At 56.3% G+C, this 16,664-nt stretch carries 17 protein-coding genes; 11 read left to right on the top strand and 6 right to left on the bottom strand.

The genetic code is table 11. The features are described 5' to 3' along the window. Positions 1–31: 31 nt before the first annotated feature. The 5 genes from AC13D2_RS07950 to AC13D2_RS07930 all read right to left on the bottom strand — a co-directional run bounded on the left by AC13D2_RS07950 (position 32) and on the right by AC13D2_RS07930 (position 4,085). Positions 32–754, bottom strand: a complete 723-nt coding sequence (locus AC13D2_RS07950; RefSeq protein ID WP_041333874.1) for an ABC transporter permease — start codon at positions 752–754, stop codon at positions 32–34. Positions 755–757: 3 nt separating this feature from the next. Then, on the bottom strand, positions 758–1,462 hold the full coding sequence (locus AC13D2_RS07945; protein ID WP_482938444.1) for an ABC transporter permease: 705 nt from the start codon (positions 1,460–1,462) through the stop codon (positions 758–760). A gap of 51 nt (positions 1,463–1,513) precedes the next feature. After that, positions 1,514–2,266, bottom strand: a complete 753-nt coding sequence (locus AC13D2_RS07940) for a transporter substrate-binding domain-containing protein (RefSeq protein WP_292050223.1) — start codon at positions 2,264–2,266, stop codon at positions 1,514–1,516. A 137-nt stretch (positions 2,267–2,403) separates the two neighbouring features. Continuing rightward, positions 2,404–3,174 (bottom strand): ABC transporter ATP-binding protein, encoded by a 771-nt coding sequence (locus AC13D2_RS07935; RefSeq protein WP_041333880.1) that lies wholly within the window; start codon positions 3,172–3,174, stop codon positions 2,404–2,406. 152 nt (positions 3,175–3,326) lie between these two features. After that, entirely contained in the window at positions 3,327–4,085 is a 759-nt protein-coding gene (locus tag AC13D2_RS07930) for an FCD domain-containing protein (RefSeq protein ID WP_041333883.1), read from the bottom strand. Between the two features lie 249 nt (positions 4,086–4,334). Here AC13D2_RS07930 and dctP point away from each other — a divergent pair, with 249 nt between their 5' ends. From dctP to AC13D2_RS07890, 8 genes are all read left to right on the top strand, one after another. After that, positions 4,335–5,474, top strand: coding sequence for a TRAP transporter substrate-binding protein DctP (gene dctP, locus AC13D2_RS07925; RefSeq protein ID WP_041333885.1), 1,140 nt, complete (start codon positions 4,335–4,337; stop codon positions 5,472–5,474). 99 nt (positions 5,475–5,573) lie between these two features. Continuing rightward, a complete protein-coding gene (locus AC13D2_RS07920) occupies positions 5,574–6,287 on the top strand; it encodes a TRAP transporter small permease subunit (protein ID WP_007153419.1) in 714 nt (237 codons plus the stop codon). Then, on the top strand, positions 6,284–7,822 hold the full coding sequence (locus tag AC13D2_RS07915) for a TRAP transporter large permease (RefSeq protein WP_300495477.1): 1,539 nt from the start codon (positions 6,284–6,286) through the stop codon (positions 7,820–7,822). Before AC13D2_RS07920 ends, AC13D2_RS07915 begins: the two co-directional genes overlap by 4 nt. Before the next feature lie 20 nt (positions 7,823–7,842). Beyond that, a complete protein-coding gene (locus AC13D2_RS07910; protein ID WP_007153417.1) occupies positions 7,843–8,268 on the top strand; it encodes a GlcG/HbpS family heme-binding protein in 426 nt (141 codons plus the stop codon). Between the two features lie 39 nt (positions 8,269–8,307). Next, complete coding sequence (locus AC13D2_RS07905; RefSeq protein ID WP_292050220.1) at positions 8,308–9,780, top strand: FAD-linked oxidase C-terminal domain-containing protein; 1,473 nt, start codon at positions 8,308–8,310, stop codon at positions 9,778–9,780. After that, positions 9,773–10,837: a glycolate oxidase subunit GlcE gene (gene glcE / locus AC13D2_RS07900; RefSeq protein ID WP_482938443.1), complete on the top strand. Its 1,065-nt coding sequence runs from the start codon at positions 9,773–9,775 to the stop codon at positions 10,835–10,837. The genes AC13D2_RS07905 and glcE overlap by 8 nt, the downstream gene beginning before the upstream one ends. A gap of 196 nt (positions 10,838–11,033) precedes the next feature. Further along, positions 11,034–12,242: a glycolate oxidase subunit GlcF gene (gene glcF, locus AC13D2_RS07895; protein ID WP_300495467.1), complete on the top strand. Its 1,209-nt coding sequence runs from the start codon at positions 11,034–11,036 to the stop codon at positions 12,240–12,242. Between the two features lie 94 nt (positions 12,243–12,336). Continuing rightward, positions 12,337–12,786: a DUF4124 domain-containing protein gene (locus AC13D2_RS07890; RefSeq protein ID WP_300495464.1), complete on the top strand. Its 450-nt coding sequence runs from the start codon at positions 12,337–12,339 to the stop codon at positions 12,784–12,786. A 7-nt stretch (positions 12,787–12,793) separates the two neighbouring features. Here the strand turns inward: AC13D2_RS07890 and AC13D2_RS07885 are convergent, their stop codons facing one another. Beyond that, on the bottom strand, positions 12,794–13,765 hold the full coding sequence (locus AC13D2_RS07885; RefSeq protein ID WP_300495461.1) for a calcium/sodium antiporter: 972 nt from the start codon (positions 13,763–13,765) through the stop codon (positions 12,794–12,796). Between the two features lie 179 nt (positions 13,766–13,944). On the opposite strand from AC13D2_RS07885, the gene AC13D2_RS07880 reads away from it, so the two are divergent. From AC13D2_RS07880 to AC13D2_RS07870, 3 genes are all read left to right on the top strand, one after another. Further along, positions 13,945–14,691, top strand: a complete 747-nt coding sequence (locus AC13D2_RS07880) for an NYN domain-containing protein (RefSeq protein ID WP_041333893.1) — start codon at positions 13,945–13,947, stop codon at positions 14,689–14,691. Positions 14,692–14,973: 282 nt separating this feature from the next. Further along, positions 14,974–16,266, top strand: a complete 1,293-nt coding sequence (locus tag AC13D2_RS07875; protein WP_482938442.1) for a tyrosine-type recombinase/integrase — start codon at positions 14,974–14,976, stop codon at positions 16,264–16,266. A 34-nt stretch (positions 16,267–16,300) separates the two neighbouring features. After that, complete coding sequence (locus AC13D2_RS07870; protein ID WP_300500604.1) at positions 16,301–16,579, top strand: hypothetical protein; 279 nt, start codon at positions 16,301–16,303, stop codon at positions 16,577–16,579. The last annotated feature ends 85 nt before the right edge of the window (positions 16,580–16,664 follow it).

Here is a 16,664-nt window from a genome sequence, read left to right as displayed (position 1 = left end):
GCGCTCCGGACTTCCCTGCACTATGGATTTGTCAGCCACTCACCGGCCGTTGATGTTGCAACAGATAGTTTTCCAGCTTGCGGAAGGCGAATACCAACATGAACGTCAAAGCCATGTAGAGCAGCGCCACAAAGATAAAGGCATCAAAGGGGGCGTAGAATCGGGAATAAATGTTCCGCGCCGCCCCGGTCAGGTCCACCAGAGTCACCACGCTGGCAATGGCACTGGCGTGAAGCATGAAAATGACTTCGTTGGAGTACGCCTGCACACCCCGCCTCGCCGCGCTCGGCAGGATAATCCGGCGCATCCGCAGTGCCCAGCTCATGCCATAGGCCTTTGCCGCCTCAATCTCCCCACTGGGTGTGGCCACAATGGCCCCCCGGATGATCTCCGTGGTGTAGGCCGCGGTGTTCAGGGTGAAGGCCAGCAGGGCCGGGTAGAAGGCTTCACGGAAGATGTCCCACCAGAAGGTTTGCTGGATACCCTCTATCTGAGCCAGGCCGTAGTAAATGATGTACAGCTGGATCAACAACGGTGTGCCCCGGAAAATATAGGTATAGAACCAGACAGGGCCGTTGATCAGTGGGTTCTTCGAAGTGCGCATGATCGCCAGGGGAACGGCAACCAGCAGGCCCAGGATCAGTGACAGAAAAACCAGTTGAACGGTGGTGACCAGCCCGCCCCAGTATTCCATGATCGTGGGGCCAGTGAAGATATCGTTCTGATTTAGTAGTTCAGCAAGAAATTCAGGCATGGTTCAGCTCCCCTGTACCACGCCAACATTGGCGCGCTTGTTGAGCCACTTGATAAACAGCTCGGAACCGGCTGTCAGGCTGAGGTAGACAAACGCCACCGGAATAAAGAAATGGAACGGCATGCGTTCGGCCTTGGCGGCTTCTTCAGCGACGCGCACCATATCGGTCAAGCCGATGATGGATACCAGTGCGGTGGTTTTTAACAGTACCTGCCAGTTGTTGCCGATGCCGGGAAGGGCGTGGCGCAGCATTTGCGGCAAGATGATTCGGTGAAAGGTACGCCATTGGCTGAAGCCATAGGCGCGGGCCGCTTCAATCTGTCCGCTCTCCACTGCGAGAAAGGCACCACGGAATGTCTCCGCCATGTAGGCACCAAAAATCAGACCAATGGTGATGACGCCAGAGATAAAGGGGTCAAACTGGAAGAAGAAGTCTATGTCGTAGGCGTCGTAGAGATAATCCGACAGGTTGTTCACAGCGACCTGACCACCGTAGTAAAACAGCAGCATCATGACCAGATCCGGTACGCCGCGGACCAGAGTGGTGTAGGTGGTCGCAATCCCAATGGCTACACGGCTTTTGGACAGCTTGGCGGAAGCGCCAACCAGCCCCAGAACCAGCGCGAGAGCAAGGGAAAAGAAGGCCAGTTCAATGGTGACCACAGCCCCTTCCAGCAGGGCCGGGCCGTAGCCTTTCAAGTCAATCATGGGTACATCCGGTAAGCGGGGGCAGCCAAAGCAGCCGCCCCCGGGCCAGTTTTACATCTTGATGTCGTAAGCGAAGTACTTATCCATGATGGTGTTGTAGGTACCATCTTCCTTTAAGGTGGCAAGCGCCTCGTTTACTTCCTGCGCCAGTTCCTCGTCACGCTTGCGCATAGCAACGCCCACGCCCTGACCGAGTTTGACCGGCTCGCCAACTTCCTTGAAGCCATCCTTGCTCAGGACGGTCTGCTCGCCAACCGGGTAGTCCACAAAGACCACGTCCAGGCGCTGGCCTTCCAGGTCAAGGACCATGTCGTCAGCGGTGGTGTAGCGCTTGATGGTCACAACGCCACCCATTTCTTCGGTCACAAAGGTATCCATGGTGGTACCGCGCTGTACGCCAACGGTCATTCCTTCCATGGCGGCCATGTCGGTTACGTCGGTGTTGAAGCTCTCGGGGCCGAACCAGCCACCCGGAGTGTTGTAGTACGGCTCGGAGAACAGTACACGCTCAGCACGCTCGGGCGTAATGGACATGGAAGACATGATCAGGTCGAACTTGCGTGCCAGCAGGCCCGGAATCATACCGTCCCATGCCTGGATGACGAATTCGCAGTTGGCGTTCATCTCTTCACACATGGCTTCGGCCAGTTCCACCTCGAAACCGGTCAGCTCGCCGTTTTCATCCTTGTATTCGAACGGCTCGTAGGGCACGTCGAAGGCGATACGAAGGTTACGTTCCTGGGCGTGGGCGATACCGGCCATCATGGCTAGGGCGACGCTTGCTGCAACAATCAGTTTTCTCATGAGTCACTTCTCCAGTAGTCAGCCTTGTGGGCATTATTATCGGCAATGATTTGCCTTATTTTGCTGGTTTTGGCGTTTTCTTCCGGGGCGGATATATGCCCCGATAATGAAACATGGTTTCAAGATAGCATTGCACGTCAGAACTTGGGAGCCAGGAACTGCTTCATTCGTTCCGAGTCCGGATTGTCGAAGACCTTGTCCGGTGTGCCTTGCTCCTCAATCACGCCCTGATGCAAAAACAGGACCTGGGATGACACATCCCGCGCAAACGACATCTCGTGGGTTACCACGATCATGGTTCTGCCTTCTTCCGCGAGGTTCTGCATGACCTTCAAGACTTCGCCAACGAGCTCGGGGTCCAGAGCGGAAGTGGGTTCGTCGAACAGCATCACTTCCGGCTCCATGGCCAGGGCACGGGCAATGGCCGCACGCTGCTGCTGCCCGCCTGACATCTGGGCGGGGTAGTAGTCCTTGCGCTCATAGATGCCGACCTTCTCAAGGTATGCTTCGGCCCTTTCAATGGCTTCTTTCCTGGGCACCTTGAGCACGTGAATAGGAGCTTCAATGATGTTTTCCAGAACGGTCATGTGGGACCAGAGATTGAAGCTTTGGAAGACCATGGAAAGCCGGGCGCGAATCAGTTCAACCTGCTTGTTGTCCGCGGGAATTCGTTCGCCTTTGCGATTGGTGGTGAACCGAATCGGGTCGCCATGCACGATGATGTCGCCGGAGGTGGGTGTTTCGAGCATGTTGACGCAGCGCAGAAACGTACTTTTACCTGAGCCGGAGCTGCCGATCAGGGAAACGACATCCCCTTTTTTTGTTTCCAGTGAAATGCCCTTGAGGACTTCCAGTTGATCAAAGGTCTTGTGGATGTCCTTGCAGATCAGAGGCGCTGAATCCGCCATAGGTGGCTCCCGAGGCTATATAACAAAGGCGCAAGTTTTACGGGCTGTAGATGCGGAAATCAATCCCCTAAAGCGGGGTTTTGCCGTTTTTCACCACACATACCGCCTATTAATTGTGGATTATTGAACGTTCGATGCAAGCTTTTTGCCGTTTAGGTCCGTTGTGATGGATTATCCGGTGTTGCCGATGCGTGCAGGGAGACCCGGATAATGGCCGTTCCCTGTTGCTCGATCGTACGCATGGCGTCACTGACAAAACGCACGTGGGCCATGGCGATGCGTTTTGCCGCTTCAGGCTTTCCTGCCATCACCGCCTGGTAGATTCGCTTGTGCTGCCGGGAGATCTTGTTGCGCATTTCCTCGCGCGGATTCAGGTTGGCAACGGAGGCTTCCACGGTCAACAGCATGAGGTTCTTCAAGCCATTCAGAACATGCACCAGTACCGGATTGTGGGACGCTTCCACGATGGCCTGATGGAAACTGTGGTCCGGCCGGGCGTTGGTGAGTGGATCGGTCTGTTCAAGTGCGGAGTAGGCCTTGGTAATGCGATGAAGGTCCAATGCGGTGGCCCGTTGCGCGGCCAGGTAGGCGGCCTGGCCCTCCAGTTGTTCCCGTACCTCGAGCAGGTCGTACAGGGTTCGGGGGTGGCCGGTAAACATCTGCAATAACGGGCTGTCCTCGCCCTCATTTTCATTGCCGGGCACGATGCGAGCCACGAAAGACCCCTTGCCATGCCGGGTTTCAATCACGCCCCGCCCCTGCAGTTCGTGCAGGGCTTCACGGATGATTGCCCGAGACACACCAAGCCGGGTAGCCAGTTGTCGTTCCGACGGCATTTTCTGTTCCGGCGCCAGTCCGCCGTCGAGAATGAGCCGCTCGAGTCGATAGGAAATTTCCTGTGCGATTGCCATGATGTTTCCTGCCAGGAGTCACTGGTCGGACCAGTTGTTTTTGTCGTGCCTTGAATTGAAGAATCCCTTTCGGGACCAGTAAATATGGCTCATAACAGCGTTTTCGTCTATCTGGTATTTACAAAACTGGTCTGACCAGTTGGCAATCTTCTGGACTAAACCCGGCAGGACTACGAATATCGATCTAATACCAGCGGTTGCTGGTGTTGACCTGACCCCGATAAAAACAATGTCAACGGAGATGTGTCGATGAATACCAACGAGAACAGCGAGCAATTAAGCGCTCCAGATACGCAGGCCGGAAACGTTGCCCCGCGGCGGGGTTTCCTGAAGTCAGTCGCCCTTGCCGCTGCCTTCTGCGGTGTCGCGCTTGCGGGTGTCGGCCAGGCCCAGGCGGCCACCACCTGGAAAATTCAGTCAGTATGGGATGCCGGCACCGTAGGCTATGACCTGTTCGAGGAATGGGCTAATAGCATGGAGGAGAAATCCGGCGGCGAGCTGATCATCAAGCCCTACCCGGCCAAGTCGGTTGCCGCGGATAACAACGCCCTTTTCGAGGCGGTGCGCAACGGCGTTCTGCAGGGCATGAACCCCTTCACCCTGTATTGGTCCGGAAAAATTCCGGCCTCCGTTTTCCTGTCGTCATACCCCGCCGGTCCCGACCAGCCCCACCAGTGGGACATCATGTTCTATTCCATGGGTATGCTGGAAAAGACCCGTGAGATCTACAAGAAGTTCGGTTTATTTTACGTTGGCCCGATTCAGCACGACGCCAACATCATTCACTCGAAAAAGCCGGTTAACAGCCTGGCGGACATGGAAGGCATGAAAATGCGTGTGCCTGGCGGCATGGTCGCCGAGGTATTCCAGCAGTTTGGTGTGTCTACGGTGAGCCTGCCCGGTTCGGATATTTTCCCCGCTCTGGAGAAGGGCACTATTGATGCCGCTGATTACGTCGGCCCTGCCGTGAACTACGAGCTGGGCTTCTCCCAGGTGACCGACTACATCATGTTCGGGCCTCCTGGCGTTATGTCCATCTACCAGCCGGTGGATCTGATGGACCTGACCGTCAACCTGCGTGCCTGGAATGCGTTGGATCCGGAGCTTCAGCAATTGGTTGAGGACGAGGTTCGCATCTACTCCCAGAAGCACTACCTGACTATTCAAAAGCGCAATATTGAAGCGATGAAGAAGTTCAAGGCAGATGGTTCGAAGGTGACTCGTCTGAGCCAGGAAGACCTGGAGGAGTTCCGGAAGGCTGCCATCCCGATCTGGTTCAACTGGGCCGGCAAGAACGAGGATGCCAGGGCGATTCTGGATATCCAGCTTGAATACATGATGAACGAGACTGTTGGCTACCTCAACGAGGAAGACATCAAAGGCATGTAAGCCTGCATAACCATAACAAACCGATCACGGGGAAGGCAGGGAGTGCGCCGATGGCACGCTCGCTGGCCTTCCCCGCTCTGTGATTAAAGGTGATAAAACATGTCTGACCTGAGTGCGTTCGGCTTTGTAATGCCTCACTGGTTTTACTGGGGCTGGCTGGCGGTCATGCCGCTGATCATGATGGCGCTGGATCGTTGGTTGTCCCAACGCGGGGTCGAAGCCATCGACAAAAATGCCGAGGCCAACCAGAAGCTTCAACAGATTGAAGCGGAACTGAAAAAAAGCGTTGATTACAGCGATGCGAGTAACGGGTTTACCAAGGCGGTGGACTGGATCAGCGAGAAATCCGGTGTCTTTATTTCCTTCTGGACCGTGAACGCGGTGGTGTTCTATTTCTTCGAAGTGGTGATGCGCTATTTGTTCAATCAGCCCACCATCTGGGTACACGAAGCCAGTTTTCTGCTGTTCGGCATGCAGTACCTGATGGCGGGTGCGTTTGCATTGCTTCACGGCGCTCATGTGCGGGTTGACGTGGTTTACAACTTCCTGCCACTCCGGGGCCGCGTGGGCATGGATATTTTCACCTCCATGTTCTTCTTCATGTTCGCGATTGCGTTGATGATTACCTCCTGGACCTTCCTTGAGAACTCTTATTCCATGGACGAACGAACCGTTGAGACATGGGGCATTCAGTACTGGCCGGTGAAGGGCGTCATGCTCCTGGGGTCTACGCTGCTGTTCCTGGCGGGCCTGTCCAAACTGCTCAAGGACATCACGATCTTCATTAAACTTGGCCGGGAGCAACACGCATGAGCTCAGAAACCATGACCAACCAGGCCACAGGCTCCCTGATCGGCAAGCTCGGCACCTGGCTGATGATCGTCGCCACGATTGCTCTCGCTTTTGTCGTAGTGGTGGAAGTGATCAATATCCTGTTTTACGACCCCTGGAGCGACGAAAAATTCCTGTTCAAGCTGTCCGGCATGCTGTCGGATGTGAAGATTGGACCACTGACCTACATCATGTTCGGCTCCCTGGCCGTGCTGTTGATGATGGGGTTACCCCTGGCCTTTGTGACCGGTGGCCTGGGTGTGGCATTTATCTATCTGGTGGGTGATTCGATGATGCTGAACATCATCCCCAGCCGGATCTTCCCGATGATGACCAACTCGGACCTGGCAGCGATACCGCTATTCATCTTCATGGCCTCCATGCTGGAACGGGCCGGGCTGATCGAAGAGATGTTCAACGTGGTTTACAAGTGGATGGGTGGCCTGGGTGGCGGCCTGGCCATTGCCACCATACTCGCTTCCACGATTCTGGCCGCCATGGTGGGGGTTATTGGTGCGGCCGTGGTGACCATGGGCATTATTGCACTACCGGCGATGCTTAAACGCGGATACGACCAGAAGATTGCGTTGGGCTCGATCATGGCCGGGGGCACATTGGGCATCCTGATTCCGCCGTCCATCCTGGCGATCCTTTATGCGGTTGTAGCGCAGCAGTCGGTGGGTGAGCTGTATCTGGGGTCGGTGATTCCGGGGCTGATTCTGGCTGGCCTGTACGTGATTTATGTAGGTACCCGTGCGTGGATCAATCCGGAGCTCGGGCCGCCAGTGCCGGAGGAAGAGCGGATTGGCCTCAAGGAAAAACTCCTGCTGCTGAAAGACCTGATCGCTCCACTGGTGCTGGTCTTCCTGGTACTTGGCTTACTGTTCGGCGGTGTCGCCACTCCGGTCGAGGCTGCAGGCATTGGCTCCTTCGGGGCGATACTGGTGGCCATGAAACACAAGGTGTTCTCTGTCGCCACACTGCGCGATGCGTCGGTAACCACTGCCAAGGCTTCCGCCATGGTGCTGTGGATCATGTTCGGTGCGTCGGTGTTTGTCGGCTTCTACATTCTGCAGGGTGGTCAGGACTTTATTACCGAAACGATTCTGGGGATTGGCCTGTCACCCTACGCCGTCCTGCTGCTGTTGATGGTCCTGCTGGTTGTGTTGGGGATGTTCCTTGACTGGGTTGGTATCCTGCTGCTGGCCGTGCCTATTTTCATCCCGATTGTGGAAGCGCTGGAGTTCCCCGGCCTGCTGGGTTTCCCGGCCGTGCCCGGTGAGGATGTGGTGTTGTGGTTTGGCGTGCTCTATCTGGTGAACATGCAGATGTCGTTCCTCAGCCCACCGTTCGGCTACGCACTCTTCTACATTCGGGGCGTGTGCCCGCCGGACATCACAATGGGAACTATCTTCAAATCGTCTCTGGTATTCTTGGCCATCCAGGCATTCGGTTTGTTTATCTGTGTGCTCATCCCGGGTGTCGTCACTTGGCTACCCAATCTGGTTTACGGCTAAAAATAGAGGAGTAATGGATTATGTTGACGGTTAAGCGGCTTGATCTGGCGGACGCCAGAATTTTGATCGAAGGTGCGGCTGAAAAGGCCCGCGAAATCGGCGTGCCCATGTGCATCGCCATCACCGATGAGTCCGGTAACTTGATCGCATTTGAGCGTATGGACGGCGGTAAGATCACCAGTGTGACCATCGCCCAAGACAAGTCCTTCACGGCATCGGCAGCGAAAAAGGCTACTCACGACTATAACGCGGTCAACGTACCCGGAAAGCTGGCATTCGGCATCCACACTGAAGTGGGTGGCCGTATCAGTTCTGTTGGTGGTGGCCTGCCGGTAATGGTCGATGGCGAGGTTGTTGGTGGTATCGGAATCAGCTCCGGTACGCCTCAGCAGGATATGGACTGTGCCCAGGCCGGGATTGATCATTTTGAAACCAAACGCGGTTGATGGTTGTCTCACAGGAAGCCATCACGCTCAGAGAATGATATGAACAGCAAACCGAAAATCAGCGCAGCGGAGCTGGCGGAACAGTTCCGTGCGTTCATAGACCCGGACTTCGTCATTACCGATGACGAAACCATGAAGCCCTATGAATGCGACGGTATGTCGATGTACTGCGAGATGCCGATGCTCGTGGTGCTACCGGAGACCGCCGAACAGGTGCAACGGGTGATGCGCATCTGCAACGAGCACGAAGTGCCCGTTGTGGCCCGTGGTGCCGGAACGGGCCTGAGTGCGGGTGCCATGCCGCACAAGGAAGGCGTGGTGTTGTCGCTGGCCAAGTTCAACCGCATCCTGGACATCGATCCGCTGGCGCGAACAGCCTTACTGCAACCGGGTGTGCGTAACCTGGCGATCAGCGAGGAAGTAGCCCAGTTTGGTCTCTATTACGGCCCGGATCCTTCGTCGCAGATTGCCTGCACCATTGGTGGCAACGTGGCGGAGAACTCGGGCGGTGTGCATTGCCTGAAATACGGTTTGACGGTTCATAACATTCTCAGCGTGGAGATGATCACGGCCGAGGGTGACCGGGTGACCATCGGCAATGACGCGTTGGATGCCTGTGGAATGGACCTGCTGGCGCTGATGACCGGGTCTGAAGGCTTACTGGGTATTGTTACCGAAGTGAAGGTCAAGCTGCTGCCAAAACCGGAAATTGCCCAAGTGGTGATGGCAGGTTTCGACAGTGTGCAGAAGGCCGGCGATGCCGTGGGAGGTATTATTTCCCACGGCATCATCCCTGGTGGATTGGAGATGATGGACGGTCACGCCATTATCGCGGCCGATGACTTCGCCCAGGCGGGGTATCCGCGTGACGCCAAGGCATTGCTGTTGTGTGAGGTGGACGGCACGGAAGAGGAAGTCCATGAACACATTGAGCAGGCCGAGGACGTGTTCCGCAAGCTGGGCGCCACCTCGGTCAAAACCTCCCAGAGCGAAGAGGAGAGAGCGCTACTCTGGAAAGGTCGTAAATCGGCCTTCCCGGCAGTAGGCCGTATCTCGCCGGATTACTACTGCATGGATGGCACCATTCCGCGCCGGCATCTGGCGCACGTGCTGCTGGAAATGGAGAGAATGTCCGAAGAGTTTGGCCTGCGGGTAGCCAACGTATTCCACGCCGGCGACGGCAACCTGCACCCGCTGATCCTGTTTGACGCGAACGTGCCCGGCGAGTTTGAGCGCACTGAAGCGTTTGGCAGCAGCATTCTCAATCTTTGCGTGGAAGTGGGCGGCTGCATCACCGGTGAACACGGTGTTGGCGTTGAGAAAATCCGCCAGATGGCCGTGCAGTTCAACGACGAGGAGCTGCAACAATTCCACGACGTTAAGGCCGCCTTCGACCCGGCTGGCATTCTCAACCCAGGCAAGGGCGTCCCCGCCCTGCGTTTCTGTCAGGAATACCGCTCTCTCGAGCACAAACAACACAAGCACGACACGGTGGACGCGGCGCATGGCTGATCTGTCTCAAGAGCTGCAGGAGCAGGTTCTCCAGGCCCGCAAGGCGGGCCAGAAACTGAATATCGAAGGCGGTGGCACCAAAGCTTTCATGGGGCGGGCCGCCGACGCCGATGCCGGCTATCTGAAAATGGGCGAGCACACAGGCATCGTCGAATACCATCCTGTGGAACTGATATTGACCGCGCGTGCCGGTACCACCCTTGCGGAGATCGAAGCCACCCTGGCTGAAGAAGGCCAGTGCCTGCACTTTGAACCGCCCAGATTTGGTGATGGTTCCACACTCGGTGGCACACTCGCGTGCAACCTGTCCGGCCCCGCCCGGCCCTGGTCCGGCTCGGTACGGGACCAGGTGCTGGGCATCCGCCTGCTCAACGGCAAAGGTGAGCACCTGCGCTTTGGCGGCCAGGTGATGAAAAACGTGGCCGGCTACGACACCTCCCGGCTACAGGCTGGTGCCATGGGCACACTGGGAGCGATCACCGAGATCAGCCTCAAAGTCATGCCCAAACCGGCGATGTCCCTCACCCTGGTGCAGGACATGGCGATGGACGAAGTCATCCACTACATGAACAGCCGCGCCAAAGAACCCAAGCCCATTACCGGCGCCGCTTGGGTCGACGGCAAAGTGTACCTGCGCCTCGCTGGCGCCAAATCCGCCGTCGAGGCCACTGCCGAAAAGTGGTCCGGTGAGGTGATGGAGCAGGGCGACTCATTCTGGCAACAGCTACAACACATGCAGCATGACTTCTTTGCCGGAGACGAACCACTGTGGCGCTTCTCCGTCGGCTCCACGGCCGATACCCCGAAACTCGACGGCCACTGGCTGATCGACTGGGCCGGCTCCCAGCGCTGGTATCGGGGCGAAGCCGACATTGCTCAACTGGAAGTGATGGCGCAACGCGCCGGCGGCCAGGTAAGCCTGTTTCGCGGCGGGGATCGCACGGATGAAGTGATGCACCACCAGCCAAGGGCGCTAAAAGAAATCCAGCAACGGCTGAAAAAGTCGTTTGATCCCGACAGTATTTTTAACCCCGGGCGACTGTACAGCTGGCTTTAATAATTTAGTCCGGAATCTGATATGTGGCTGTGAGGGCTACGAAGATGCCGGGGAAGTGAGCGGATAGGGCGTCTTTGAAACTGTACGGAGCCATGGATGGCGGAGTCCAAGCGTCACATGGATGTGCCGAAGGAGCGTGTTTCAGAGACGCCCTATCCGCTCACTTGTGCACCAATATTCAGAAAGCAGGTATAAGATGCAAACCAATTTAGTCCAACAATTCGCCAATACCCCAGAAGGCCAGGAAGCCGAATCCATCCTGCGCGCCTGCGTGCATTGCGGCTTCTGCACCGCCACCTGCCCAACGTACCAGGAACTGAACGACGAACGTGACGGCCCTCGTGGCCGCATCTATCTGATGAAAATGTTCCTGGAAGGCGAAGAAGTCACCGAAAAATCCCGCGAACACCTCGACCGCTGCCTCACCTGCCGCAGCTGCGAAACCACCTGTCCATCGGGTGTCAAATACGGCCGCCTGGTCGACATCAGCCGAGGCCTGATGGAACAGGAAATGCCACGGCCACCCAAAGAGCGCTGGATACGCTGGTCGCTGGCGCGGGTGCTTCCCAACCGTCGACTGTTCGGCTTCCTGCTGCGCATGGGCCAACTGTTCCGCCCGGTACTGCCATCCGTATTGCGCACCAAAGTACCGCCCAGGAAAAAGGCCAGCCCCTGGCCGGCTGCCAGCCACGACCGCATCGTGCTGGCCCTTGCCGGTTGTGTTCAGCCTTCGGCCACGCCGAACACCAACGCCGCTGCCGCCCGGGTGCTCTACAAACTGGGCGTCACCATGGTGGAAGCTCCGGAAGCCGGATGCTGTGGTGCAGTGAACCATCACCTCTCGGAACATGATCAAGCCCTCAACGCCATGCGCCGTAACATCGACGCCTGGTGGCCCGCCATAGAAGCCGGAGCCGAGGCCATCATCATGACCGCTTCCGGTTGCGGGGCGATGGTTCAGGAGTACGGCCACCTGCTAAAGGATGACCCGATGTATGCCGCCAAGGCGCAGAAGGTCAGCGACATGACCATTGACCTGGGCGCTTTCCTGCTCAAACAGGATCTGGAAAAACTGAAGGTGCCCCAGGGTGCCGGTAAGGTCGCTTTCCATTGCCCATGCACCCTGCAGCACGCCATGCAGCAGAACGGTGTGGTAGACCAGGTGTTGCGCAGAGCTGGTATTGATCTTGCGGAAACCAAGGAGAAACACCTGTGCTGCGGCTCCGCCGGCACCTACTCCATTCTCCAGCCCAAGCTCAGCCAGCGCCTGCTGAATAACAAGCTCAAGGCCCTGACCGTGGACAACCCCGACCGCATTGTCACCGCCAACATTGGGTGCCAGATGCACCTGGAAACCAAGGCCCAGGTGCCGGTTCAGCACTGGATTGAGCTACTGGATGCGTAATTTGTGGGTCAGGAAGTATCCTGGCCCTCTCACACGTCGTTGGTTTTGTTTATAATGCCCGGGCCGACACACAAACCACAGGGAGTGGAAACCAATGCCATGGAGGCAGGCCGCACTAATTGTACTTCTCGTTATTCCCGTTGTTGCTACAGCCGAAAAAATGTACACCTGGGTTGATGACCAGGGCGTTGCGCACTTTACCGACATAAAGCCAGTGGCTCGTGAACATGAGCATGTGGAGTTGAAGCGCCCCTCGCTTATTCCCATGCGGGAGAACATCACTCGAGGCAAGCGGGTAAGCACCATCAACCAGCAGGTGAGTCGTAGCCTGGAAGCGGACAGCGGTGGCGGGCGAACGTTATCCAACAAGCAGAAAGCCCGTGAGCGTGAGCGCAAGAACGCCCGCTGTGAGGAGTATCGGGAAAAGCTGGACCGTATCCAGAAGCAATTGCGCGCAGGCTACTCCAACGATCAGGGCAACCGCCTGCGGCGACAGCGCAGGGAAGTCAGCCAGAAGCTCTCGCGGGAGTGTCTGCTTGGCTAGACTCCGGTTAGGACGAGAACGTGGTTGAAATCAGGTAGACGGTGTAGCTTACGAAACAGGCCAGCAGAAGCCCGCCCTCCAACCGGTTAATCCGTCCCGGCCCGCGAAAGCCATAACCCAATATAAACAGCGACAGAGTCAGCGCCGCCATCACCGCGATATCCCGGTAGAACACCTCTGGCGCGACCACCATAGGGCTGATGGTGCCGGCAATGCCCACAACCGCCAGAGTATTGAACAGGTTAGAGCCGAGAATGTTGCCCAGGGCAATGTCATGTTCACCCTTGCGGGCCGCGATAACCGACGACGCCAGTTCAGGAAGGGAAGTCCCCACCGCCACAATCGTCAGCCCGATTATCAGGTCGCTAACGCCAAAACCAAGCGCCAACTCAACCGCGCCCCAGACCAGAATCCGCGAACTCACGATCAGCAGCAACAGGCCAACAATCAGCCACAACACCGCGTTGCGAAGCGGCATAACTCGGTGGCTCATTTCCTCCGCGATTTCCCCGCCCAGAGCATCTGCTTTCTGCGTCATACCCTGGCGGATGGACCAGGCCAGCAACAGCAAGAACACGCCCAGAAGCACCAGGGCATCCACAAACGTCAGCTCACCGTCCCACACCTGCCAGGCCGCCAGAGCCGTCACAGTGGCGAGAATAGGCAACTCCTTGCGCATTACCTGCGAGTGAACCGAAATTGGACTGATCAACGCCGTAATACCCAGGATTAGGGCGATGTTGGTGATGTTCGAGCCATAAGCGTTACCCAATGCCAGTCCCGGATTGCCCTGAGTGGCGGAAAGGGCAGACACCACCATCTCCGGTGCTGATGTACCAAAACCAACCACCACCATGCCGATCAGCAGCGGCGGCATGCCAAAGTATCCAGCCGTGGCCGCAGAACCCTCGACAAACTTACCGGCGCTCCACACCAGAAGGGTGAGGCCGACTGCAATGGCGATAAACGAGAGAAGCATGGATAGTTCCCCGAAAAACGGTGCTGTTGGCAGTGGTGTTGATGATGTAAGTCATTCTGGTTCCAGAGAATATTAGACGCAAATACGAGCGTTGTTATCTCAGCAGTTATGCGGATGGAGCAGTAGAGGATAAAAGCAGGTATTCTCCCGTGTGTGGCAACAAGAAAGGAAGAATTACATTGAAGGACCTTGAACAGCACAAGAAAATAGCCGTTCTGATCGATGCAGATAACGCCCAGTTGACCAAGCTGCCACTGATAATCGAAGAGCTGTCTTCCCATGGCCACGTGGTTGTAAAGCGGGCGTATGGTGACTGGTCCATAGACAGCCTCAAAAACTGGAAAACCGTTCTGAACGAACTGGCGATCCAGCCCATTCAGCAATTCGCCTATACCAAAGGCAAGAACGCAACAGATGCATCAATGATCATTGATGCGATGGACCTGCTCTACTCCTCCAAGTTTGACGCGTTCGCCCTGGTTTCCAGCGACAGTGACTTCACCAAACTGGCCTCCCGGCTCAGGGAGTCCGAGATATACGTATTTGGATTCGGCGAGAAAAAGACGCCGGTCTCGTTCAGAAGCGCCTGCGACGATTTTCTGTTTACCGAGAACCTCGATTACCCGGAAGAAACCGTGCCCGACGAGCCCGCCAAATCCGAAACCCCAAGTAAGAAACAGGACAAGCTTCCCGAGGAAGTGGCGCTGCTAAAACGGGCCTGGGAGCAAACCCAGGACGACCAGGGGTGGGCAACCTTCTCCGCCGCCGGCTCATTCCTGAAGCGCACCCGCCCGGATTTTGATCCGAGAACGTATGGAGCAAAGAAGTTCTCTGATTTGTTAGTCGAAAGATCCGAGTATTTTACGGTGAAGAAGGGGACAAGCGGACAGGGGTATCGGGCGTATAAGCCGGTTGAGCAAAAATAGCACGTCAGAAACAACAAAGCCCGCACAAGGGCGGGCTAAGTCATTGAATCTTATGGTGCCCGGAGGCGGAATCGAACCACCGACACGGGGATTTTCAATCCCTAAAAATCGACATTTCCCGATGTTGATTGACTATTCCGAAAATACAGCAAAACCCTTTATTATCAACAATTAGTTGACTACTTCCGTCCTCTGTTGCATTGATCGAAATGTACCCGTATTCTCGAAATCTGCTTACATATTGCTTACAAATTGCTTACACGTTTTCGAGGGGTAACAGGGGTGAAAGTAAACCTAACCGCGGGCAGGGTAGACGGATTCAAAGCCGGTGCTGATGGGAAGCAAGCCTTTCTCTGGGATTCCACGGTGCCGGGGTTGGGTGTTCGCGCCACCGCGAAGAGCAAAGCATTCATCTACCAGAACCGGTTAGATGGTAAAGCCTTGCGGGTGACTATCGGGGACGTGAAAACGTGGGGGATCGACGAAGCCCGCGCTGAGGCCCGTAGACTTGGTACCCTGGTTGATCAGGGCATAGATCCCCGCCTGGAAAAGAAACAGCGACTGGCGGAAGTCAGGGAAGCTCAGAAGGAAGCAAAGCGCGCTGATGCCATTGTGGGTGATGCCTGGTCAGAATACATTGATGCCCGAGAGGCCCGCTGGGGTGATCACCACCTGAAAGACCACCTGAAGATCAGCAAGCCCGGTGGCGAACCTCGCAAACGAGGGAAGGGTAAAACACAACCCGGTGTATTGACCCCGTTACTGCCGATAAAGCTGGCGGACATAGATAGCCACACCGTGGGGCAATGGTTGCAGAGGGAAGCGAAAGACCGACCCACACAAGCTCGGTTGGCGTTTGCCCTGCTGCGGGCGTTCCTGCACTGGTGTGGTGATCAGCCCCGCTTTCAGGGGCTGGCAAGCCCCGATGCCTGTTCTAACCGACTGGCAAAGCAAACTCTGCCCCGTAAAGGGGTGAAGGTCGATTGCCTGCAAAGGGAACAGTTACCCGCCTGGTTCTCGGCGGTCCAAAAAATCCACAACCCCGTGATTTCTGCTTACCTGCAAATCCTATTACTCACCGGTGCCCGGCGGGGAGAGTTATCAACTCTGCAATGGTCAGACGTTGATGATCGGTGGGGAAGCCTGGCAATCCATGACAAGGTTGAAGGGGAGCGGGTAATACCTTTGACCCCGTATGTGGCCTATCTGATCGATTCTCTACCACGGCGGAATGAATGGGTGTTTTCCAGTCCCACGGCAAAGAGCGGGCATCTTGTCGAACCAAGGGCACAACACACACGGGCCTTAAAGGTGGCAGGCATTGAAGGGCTGACCCTACATGGTCTGAGGCGGTCTTTCGGCACCTTGTCGGAATGGGTAGAAGTGCCCGCCGGTATCGTTGCCCAAATTCAAGGTCACAAACCGAGTGCCACCGTTGAAAAACACTACCGCCAGCGTCCCTTGGACCTGCTGAAACAGTGGCACACGAAAATAGAAAGCTGGGTTCTGGAACAGGCCGGAATCGAGTTTGAACCACCGGTGACAGGCCAGCGCCTGCGAGCCGTAAAACAGTAAACCCGCCAGCCGAGAACAATAGGAGAAACAGGCCATGATGCAGAAGAGCCAACCCGGTGTTATCACCGAACAGGAAGCCTGCCAGCTTGAACAGTCATTGCTGGATGCCCGGTCAGGCAAACTCGGTGCCTTCACTGTGATGATGCAGACAGACAGCGATCTTAAGGAAGAAATGGAGCATGACTCGCTTTATGCGTCCGACTCGCTGGCGGACTTGCGGGAAGCCTTGGAAGCACACCGGCGGGTAACGGATCTGATGGAGTTATCGTCAAATCTGGTGTATAGCCATCAAGCAGCGTTCCTGTCTGATTGACCTTCTACCGCTTCTCCGTCCCGGAACTCGACGTTGTTAACGACCAGCTCCAGAAGCTGAAAGCCCTTGATGCGTTTCCACCGGT

It is taken from the genome of Marinobacter sp. B-12 (assembly GCF_056857915.1).
Note: the sequence above shows the minus strand (reverse complement) of the source record. Positions and strands in the feature narration are given on the sequence as shown.

Coding starts and splice junctions, on each gene's coding strand:
- AC13D2_RS07950 (WP_041333874.1), bottom strand. CDS start 754: ATGCCTGAATTTCTTGCTGAACTACTAAATCAGAACGATATCTTCACT.
- AC13D2_RS07945 (WP_482938444.1), bottom strand. CDS start 1,462: ATGATTGACTTGAAAGGCTACGGCCCGGCCCTGCTGGAAGGGGCTGTG.
- AC13D2_RS07940 (WP_292050223.1), bottom strand. CDS start 2,266: ATGAGAAAACTGATTGTTGCAGCAAGCGTCGCCCTAGCCATGATGGCC.
- AC13D2_RS07935 (WP_041333880.1), bottom strand. CDS start 3,174: ATGGCGGATTCAGCGCCTCTGATCTGCAAGGACATCCACAAGACCTTT.
- AC13D2_RS07930 (WP_041333883.1), bottom strand. CDS start 4,085: ATGGCAATCGCACAGGAAATTTCCTATCGACTCGAGCGGCTCATTCTC.
- dctP (WP_041333885.1), top strand. CDS start 4,335: ATGAATACCAACGAGAACAGCGAGCAATTAAGCGCTCCAGATACGCAG.
- AC13D2_RS07920 (WP_007153419.1), top strand. CDS start 5,574: ATGTCTGACCTGAGTGCGTTCGGCTTTGTAATGCCTCACTGGTTTTAC.
- AC13D2_RS07915 (WP_300495477.1), top strand. CDS start 6,284: ATGAGCTCAGAAACCATGACCAACCAGGCCACAGGCTCCCTGATCGGC.
- AC13D2_RS07910 (WP_007153417.1), top strand. CDS start 7,843: ATGTTGACGGTTAAGCGGCTTGATCTGGCGGACGCCAGAATTTTGATC.
- AC13D2_RS07905 (WP_292050220.1), top strand. CDS start 8,308: ATGAACAGCAAACCGAAAATCAGCGCAGCGGAGCTGGCGGAACAGTTC.
- glcE (WP_482938443.1), top strand. CDS start 9,773: ATGGCTGATCTGTCTCAAGAGCTGCAGGAGCAGGTTCTCCAGGCCCGC.
- glcF (WP_300495467.1), top strand. CDS start 11,034: ATGCAAACCAATTTAGTCCAACAATTCGCCAATACCCCAGAAGGCCAG.
- AC13D2_RS07890 (WP_300495464.1), top strand. CDS start 12,337: ATGCCATGGAGGCAGGCCGCACTAATTGTACTTCTCGTTATTCCCGTT.
- AC13D2_RS07885 (WP_300495461.1), bottom strand. CDS start 13,765: ATGCTTCTCTCGTTTATCGCCATTGCAGTCGGCCTCACCCTTCTGGTG.
- AC13D2_RS07870 (WP_300500604.1), top strand. CDS start 16,301: ATGATGCAGAAGAGCCAACCCGGTGTTATCACCGAACAGGAAGCCTGC.